This window comes from uncultured Bacteroides sp. (genome assembly GCF_949298305.1).
Classification (GTDB): domain Bacteria; phylum Bacteroidota; class Bacteroidia; order Bacteroidales; family Bacteroidaceae; genus Bacteroides.
Map to the genome: position 1 here is coordinate 1 of NZ_CASFWU010000117.1, position 7518 is coordinate 7518.

The 7518-nt window shown below is 55.6% G+C and carries 6 protein-coding genes and 1 pseudogene; all 7 read left to right on the forward strand.

What is annotated here, in order from left to right; genetic code table 11:
* Positions 1-149: 149 nt before the first annotated feature.
* Complete coding sequence (locus Q1Y74_RS12705; protein WP_300814679.1) at positions 150-1553, forward strand: TolC family protein; 1404 nt, start codon at positions 150-152, stop codon at positions 1551-1553.
* Between the two features lie 56 nt (positions 1554-1609).
* Positions 1610-2836 (forward strand): efflux RND transporter periplasmic adaptor subunit, encoded by a 1227-nt coding sequence (locus Q1Y74_RS12710; RefSeq protein WP_300814680.1) that lies wholly within the window; start codon positions 1610-1612, stop codon positions 2834-2836.
* 8 nt (positions 2837-2844) lie between these two features.
* Positions 2845-3594, forward strand: coding sequence for an ABC transporter ATP-binding protein (locus Q1Y74_RS12715; RefSeq protein WP_300814683.1), 750 nt, complete (start codon positions 2845-2847; stop codon positions 3592-3594).
* Between the two features lie 3 nt (positions 3595-3597).
* Positions 3598-4815: an ABC transporter permease gene (locus tag Q1Y74_RS12720; protein WP_300814681.1), complete on the forward strand. Its 1218-nt coding sequence runs from the start codon at positions 3598-3600 to the stop codon at positions 4813-4815.
* 219 nt (positions 4816-5034) lie between these two features.
* Entirely contained in the window at positions 5035-6096 is a 1062-nt protein-coding gene (locus Q1Y74_RS12725) for a sensor histidine kinase (RefSeq protein ID WP_300814684.1), read from the forward strand.
* A 19-nt stretch (positions 6097-6115) separates the two neighbouring features.
* The gene (locus tag Q1Y74_RS12730; RefSeq protein WP_300814682.1) at positions 6116-6823 is read left to right on the forward strand and encodes a LytTR family DNA-binding domain-containing protein; all 708 of its coding nucleotides are present in this window, start codon (positions 6116-6118) and stop codon (positions 6821-6823) included.
* Between the two features lie 375 nt (positions 6824-7198).
* Positions 7199-7518 (forward strand): annotated as a pseudogene (locus Q1Y74_RS12735) (thioredoxin); the annotation flags it as partial.

The window sequence follows — 7518 nt, forward strand, 5'->3', positions numbered from 1 at the left end:
CCCACGGACGCCCCGCCCGCATTTTGGGATTTATCGGCACAAAAGTCACCTCCGCCGACAAATAGTTGTCCAACTTCCATCTTTTTTGTCCTTTATCGGTGCCTTCTCTACTTTTGTATGCGTAAAACATCATTATTAGAGAACAAGATATGAGAACAACTAAAAGATTGACAGTGATGGCGTTCTGCCTGGCAGGATGCGCCTGCCTGCCGGCCCAGAACGACAGCATCGCCCTGCAAGCCCCGACGTCGGAAAGCGTCTCAGACGAAAAGCTGCCCGAGCAATGGGACCTGCAAACGTGCATTGACTATGCCCTGCGGCAGAACATCACTATCCGGAAGAACAAACTGAACGCAGAAAGTGCGGAAGTGGATGTAAAAACCGCCAAGGCGGCCTTGTTCCCCAGCTTGTCGGCCAGCATGAGCCAGCGTATCGTCAACCGCCCCAACAGCGAGAGCGGTACCATCATCAGCGGCGACAACATCACGAGCAGCCAGAGCAAGACCTCGTACAACGGCACCTACGGCATCGACGCCAACTGGACCCTCTACAACGGCAGCAAACGCCTGAACACCATCAAGCAACAACAACTGAACAACCGCATTGCCGACCTCAACGTGGCCCAGAGCGAGAACAGCATCGAGGAAAGCATTGCCCAGATTTACATACAGATACTCTACGCCGCCGAGTCGGTGAAGGTCAACGAGTCGACCCTGGAGGTCAGCAAGGCGCAGTACGAGCGCGGGAAGGTGCTCTACGAAGCAGGAAGCATCGCCCAGAGCGACCTGGCACAACTGGAGGCGCAGGTCAGCACAGACAAATACCAACTGGTGACAGCACAAGCCACATTGCAAGATTATAAACTCCAACTGAAACAACTGCTGGAACTGGACGGCGAGCAGGAAATGAACCTCTACCTCCCCGAGCTGGGCGACGAGAACGTCCTGGTGCCGCTCCCTTCGAAGACGGACGTCTACCGCTCGGCGCTCGCCATGAGGCCTGAAATTGAGGCCGGAAGACTGAACGTGGAAACCTCCGAGCTGGACATCAAGATTGCCCGCGCCGGCTACATCCCGTCCCTGAGCCTGAGCGCCGGCATCGGTACGACCAACGCCAACGGCAACGACTTCACCTTCAGCGAGCAGGTGAAGCAGAACTGGAACAACTCGCTGGGCATCACCCTCAGCATCCCCATCTTCAACAACCGGCAGACGAAGAGCGCCGTGCAGAAGGCCCAAATCCAGAAACTGAGCAGCGAACTGGACCTGCTGGACAGCCAGAAGACACTCTACAAGACCATCGAGAACCTGTGGCTGGACGCCAACAGCGCACAGCAGCGCTATGCCGCCGCCATAGAGCAGCTGAAGAGCACCCAGATCAGCTACAACCTCGTGCAGGAGCAGTTCAACCTGGGCATGAAGAACACCGTGGAACTGCTGACCGAGAAGAACAACCTGCTGAGCGCGCAGCAGGAAACGCTCCAGGCCAAGTACATGGCCATCCTCAACGCGCAACTGCTCAAGTTCTACCAGGGAGAGAGCATCTCGCTCTGAGACGGGCACCCATTGCATAAACAGACTATCATCAAAAAACCAATAAAGACAAGAATATGAACAAGAAGAAAATCGCACTCATTGCCATCGTTCTGATAGTGATAATCGGTGCAGGCATCTGGCTCTTCGGCAACTCGTCGGCCAAACACAAAGTGACCTACGTCACGGCTACCGTCGGCAAAGGTCAGATTTCAGAATCAGTCACCGCAACCGGCACCATCGAACCGGTGACGGAAGTGGAAGTCGGTACGCAGGTCAGCGGCATCATCGACAAGATTTATGTGGACTACAACTCGGTCGTCACTAAAGGACAACTGATTGCCGAAATGGACCGCGTCACCCTGCAAAGCGAACTGGCTTCGCAACAGGCTGCCTACAACGGTGCCAAGGCGGAATACGAGTATCAGGAAAAGAACTACCTGCGCAACAAGGGACTGCACGAGAAGAAGCTCATCAGCGACACCGACTATGAACTGTCCCTCTACAACTACGAGAAAACCAAGAGCAGCTATGAAAGCAGCGAAGCCGCCCTGGCCAAGGCCGAACGCAACCTGTCCTACGCCACCATCACCTCGCCCATTGACGGCGTCGTCATCAGCAAAGACGTGGAAGAAGGACAGACCGTAGCTTCCGGCTTCGAGACCCCGACCCTCTTCACCATTGCAGCCGACCTGACCCAGATGCAGGTAGTGGCCGATGTGGATGAAGCCGACATAGGCGGCGTGGAAGAAGGACAGCGCACCACCTTCACCGTAGACGCCTACCCCAACGACGTGTTCGAGGGAGTAGTGACACAAATCCGTCTGGGCGAGGCCAGCTCCAGCAGTACCAGCAGCACCAGCAGCACCGTGGTCACCTACGAGGTAGTCATCACGGCTCACAATCCGGACCTGAAACTGAAACCCCGCCTGACAGCCAACGTCACCATTTATACGCTGGACAGAGACAACGTGCTGTGCGTACCGGCCCGAGCCCTGCGCTTCACCCCGGAAAAGCCTCTTATCAGCGACAATGACATCGTGAACGACTGCGAGGCTGAACACAAGGTTTGGACACGCGAAGGCAACACCTTCACCGCCCACCCGGTAGAGATAGGCATCTCCAACGGCATCAACACCGAAATCCTCAGCGGCATCAGCGAAGGCACGTCCGTCATCACCGAAGCCACCATCGCAGGAACACAAGGCGAAGCACCGATGCCCGAAATGGGACAGGAAGGAGACAACGAACAGAATCCGTTCATGCCAGGCCCTCCGGGAAACAATAAAAAGAAAAACAAATGACAAGCATCATGGGTAAGAAAGTAGTCATTGAACTTCAAAACATCAAACGGAACTTCCAGGTAGGAGACGAAACGGTACATGCCCTGCGGGGCATCTCCTTCACCATCTGCGAAGGCGAGTTCGTCACCATCATGGGAACTTCCGGTTCGGGCAAATCGACGTTGCTGAACACGCTCGGCTGCCTCGACACGCCCACCAGCGGCGAATACCTGCTGGACGGCATCTCGGTACGCACCATGTCCAAGCCCCAGCGCGCCATCCTGCGCAACCGCAAGATCGGATTCGTCTTCCAGAACTACAATCTGCTGCCCAAGACGACCGCCGTGGAGAACGTGGAACTGCCGCTCATGTACAACTCCGGCGTGTCTGCCGCAGAAAGAAGAAGAAGAGCCATCGAGGCCCTGCAGGCCGTGGGTCTGGGCGACCGTCTGGAACACAAGTCCAACCAGATGTCCGGCGGACAGATGCAGCGTGTGGCCATTGCCCGCGCCCTGGTGAACAACCCCGCCGTCATCCTGGCGGACGAGGCCACCGGTAACCTGGACACCCGTACCTCGTTCGAGATTCTGGTGCTCTTCCAGAAGCTGCACGCCGAAGGACGCACCATCATCTTCGTGACCCACAATCCGGAAATTGCCCAATACAGCAGCCGGAACATTATTCTACGCGACGGACAAGTGAAGGACGACAGCGTGAACCCCAACATACTGAACGCCGCCGAAGCGCTTGCCGCGTTGCCCAAACAAGAGGAGGACTAAACGATGAATGGAACCAACCTATTTAAAATAGCCCTGCGGGCATTGGCCAACAACAAGCTGAGGGCCTTCCTCACCATGCTGGGCATCATCATCGGCGTGGCGTCGGTCATCACCATGCTGGCCATCGGACAAGGCTCGAAGAAAAGCATCCAGAAGCAGATTTCCGAGATGGGCTCCAACATGATCATGATTCACCCCGGCGCCGACATGCGGGGCGGCGTACGCCAGGACCCCAGCAGCATGCAGACCCTGAAGCTGACGGACTATGAGTCGCTGCGCAACGAGACCAACTTCGTGGCTGCGGTCAGTCCCAACGTATCCTCGTCCGGCCAGCTCATTGCCGGCAACAACAACTATCCTTCTTCCGTCAGCGGCGTGGGCCTGGACTATCTGGAAATCCGCCAACTCACGGTAGAGAGCGGAGAGATGTTCACCGCCAGCGACATACAGACCTCGGCCAAGGTGTGCGTCATCGGAAAGACCATTGCGGACAACCTGTTTCCCAACGAAGACCCCATCGGCAAGATCATGCGTTTCAACCAGGTGCCCTTCCGCGTGGTGGGAGTGCTGAAGGCCAAAGGCTACAACTCCATGGGCATGGACCAGGACGACGTAGTGCTAGCTCCCTACACCACCGTAATGAAACGTCTGCTGGCACAGACCTATCTGGAAGGCATCTTCGCCTCGGCCCTGACCGAAGACATGACGGACAATGCCACCGAGGAAATCACCGAAATCCTGCGCCGCAACCACAAGCTGAAGGAAAGCGACGACGATGACTTCACCATCCGCTCGCAACAGGAACTCAGCACCATGCTGAACTCCACCACCGACCTGATGACCACCCTGCTGGCCTGCATCGCGGGCATATCGCTGGTAGTGGGGGGCATCGGCATCATGAACATCATGTACGTGTCGGTCACGGAGCGTACCCGCGAGATAGGCCTCCGCATGTCGGTCGGCGCACGCGGCATCGACATCCTGAGCCAGTTCCTCATCGAGGCTGTCCTCATCAGCATCACCGGCGGCATCATCGGAGTGGTCATCGGTTGCGGAGCCTCGTTCATAGTCAAAAACGTAGCCCACTGGCCCATCTACATCCAGAGCTGGAGCGTACTGCTCTCCTTTGCAGTCTGCACCGTCACCGGAGTATTCTTCGGCTGGTATCCCGCCAAGAAGGCAGCCGACCTGGATCCTATTGAAGCCATCCGCTACGAATAAGGACCGAATCCGGACAGACTGGCCCCGACAGGAAGGGGGACACGAGCGGCGCGAACGGCACGGACATTGCCTTCCCGGCACGTCATCATCGCCCGGCATCGCGCAATCCGTGCAGCTTGCGTCCCCCTTTTCCCATGCCGCCCCGTCCGCCTGCATACGAAAAATATTCTTCATCCGTCATACTCCATTCTTCATTAAATCTTCTATCTTTGCACTATGATGAAAAATGTTTCCAACTCCCGTCCACACATTGTGGAAGTGCTGATACACGTCATTGGCTGGGGCATTGTGCTGGCCTTTCCCTTTGTGATGATGAGCCGCAGCGGTTTCACCATCACCTGGCAGGACTATCTGCACCACGGCAGCATCATTCCGCTCTCGTTTCTGGTCATCTTCTACGTCAACTACTTCATCCTCATTCCCCGCTACCTGTTCGAAGGGCACACCAAGCAATACCTGGCACTGAACGTCATACTGATATTGGCCCTTGCATTCGGTTCTCACTTCTGGCAGGAATATGCCAACATGACCTATCCGCGAAAGGACACAAGGATAAAGCCGATGGGGCCTCCCAAATGGATTTTCCTGCTGAGGGACATCTTCTCCATGGTGCTCACGGTGGGCCTGAGTGCCGCCATCCGCTTCAGCGGACGCTGGAAACAAATAGAATCTGCCCGCCGTGAAGCTGAGAAGGACCGTGCGGAAGCAGAACTGAAGAACCTGCGCAACCAGTTGAACCCCCACTTCCTGCTCAACACCCTGAACAACATCTACGCCCTCATCGCCTTCGATACGGACAAGGCACAGGCCGCCGTGCAGGAACTGAGCCGGCTGCTCCGGCACGTACTCTACGAGAACCAGCAGAACTTCGTCACTCTGGGCAAGGAAATGGACTTCATCCGCAACTACATCGAACTGATGCGCATCCGCCTCTCGGCCAACGTGACGGTAGAGACGCGGTTCGATGTGCGTACGGACAGCCGCACCGAGATTGCTCCGCTGATATTCATCTCGCTCATAGAGAATGCCTTCAAGCACGGCATCTCTCCCACCGAACCCAGCTACATCTACATTCACTTCAGCGAAACGGACGGTAAGGTGAGCTGCGACATCCGCAACAGCTACCACCCCAAGACCGAGGCCGACAAGAGCGGAAGCGGCATCGGACTGGAACAGGTGCGCAAGAGACTGGAACTCACCTACCCCGGACACTACGAATGGAAACGCGAAGTGAGAGACGACGGAAAGGAATACCGCTCTCTGCTGGTAATAGATGTTTAACGAATAACCGACAACAACCATGACCCTGAATTGTGCAATAGTAGACGACGAGCCGCTGGCTCTGAACCTGTTGGAAAGCTATGTCAACAAAACCCCGTTCCTCCACCTGGCCGGGAAATACTCCAGCGCCGTACAGGCCATGAAGGAACTGCCCGGCAAGCAGGTCGACCTGCTGTTTCTGGACATACAGATGCCCGAACTGAACGGACTCGAATTCTCGAAGATGGTAGACCAGCGCACCCGCATTATCTTCACCACCGCCTTCGGCCAATATGCCATAGACGGCTACAAGGTCAATGCGCTGGACTACCTGCTGAAACCCATCTCCTACGTGGACTTCCTGCAGGCTGCCAACAAGGCCGTACAATGGTTCGAGCTGCTGCAACGGCCCAAAGAGGAGATAGACAGCATCTTCGTCAAAAGCGAATACAAGCTGGTGCAGATTGAACTCAAAAACATCCTGTACGTAGAAGGACTGAAGGACTACATCAAAATCTACGAAGAGGGCGAATCCAAGCCCATCCTCTCGCTGATGAGCATGAAGGCCATGGAAGAACTGCTCCCCCCCTCGCGCTTCATGCGCGTACACCGCTCCTACATTGTGCAGAAAGACAAAATCAGGGTCATAGACCGCGGCCGGATTGTCTTCGGCAAGAACTACATCCCCATCAGCGACAGCTACAAGCAGACCTTCCAGGAGTTTCTGGACAAACGGAGTGGGAACTGAGAAGGAGGTTGAGACCGGAATGATAATCCTGACACACCTCTTCACAAACCGGCACAGAATACGGATACGCGCCATTTTGTCAAGTATTATAACCACCGTCCGTTTTACCTTCCCTAACCACCGTCCGATTCCCGTCCAACCGTTTTTCCGAAGGCAGGCAACCTTCGGCAGGAATGTAGGCAACCTTCGACCCGAATGTTGCCTACATTCGGATTGAATACAGCTTACCGGTTTTCGGCACCGCTTTCTCCACAAAATCCGAAGGCATCTTCCTGTAAGCATTTATTTCCATCCAAACTAAAAAATGTATGCTTTGCAGTTGGCATTGTACCTGCTTTTCCCTACTTTTGCGAAATCTGTTAAATCGAAACCGGTATGCACAGCAAGATTACTTTCCTGATGGCGGCAGCCATGTGGCTGGCCACGTCGTGTACGCAGCGGTACAAATGCGTAGAGAATCCCCTGATTGAATCGGCCAACACCATGACGCTCGACATCTCCAAGGTGGAACTGAGCGACACGGCCACCGTACTCCATACGGATGCCTATTTCCAGCCTCATTATTGGATCAGAATCAGTTCCGAATCCTATCTGTTGGCCGACGGCAAGAAATATGCCCTCACCGGCACGCAGGGCATCGAGGCCGACTCCCTCTTCTGGATGCCCGACTCCGGCGAGGCATCTTTCCTCCTCAG

Bases quoted from the DNA above. Each gene is read 5' to 3' on its own strand.
- Q1Y74_RS12705 (WP_300814679.1), top strand. From the start codon at position 150: ATGAGAACAACTAAAAGATTGACAGTGATGGCGTTCTGCCTGGCAGGA.
- Q1Y74_RS12710 (WP_300814680.1), top strand. From the start codon at position 1,610: ATGAACAAGAAGAAAATCGCACTCATTGCCATCGTTCTGATAGTGATA.
- Q1Y74_RS12715 (WP_300814683.1), top strand. From the start codon at position 2,845: ATGGGTAAGAAAGTAGTCATTGAACTTCAAAACATCAAACGGAACTTC.
- Q1Y74_RS12720 (WP_300814681.1), top strand. From the start codon at position 3,598: ATGAATGGAACCAACCTATTTAAAATAGCCCTGCGGGCATTGGCCAAC.
- Q1Y74_RS12725 (WP_300814684.1), top strand. From the start codon at position 5,035: ATGAAAAATGTTTCCAACTCCCGTCCACACATTGTGGAAGTGCTGATA.
- Q1Y74_RS12730 (WP_300814682.1), top strand. From the start codon at position 6,116: ATGACCCTGAATTGTGCAATAGTAGACGACGAGCCGCTGGCTCTGAAC.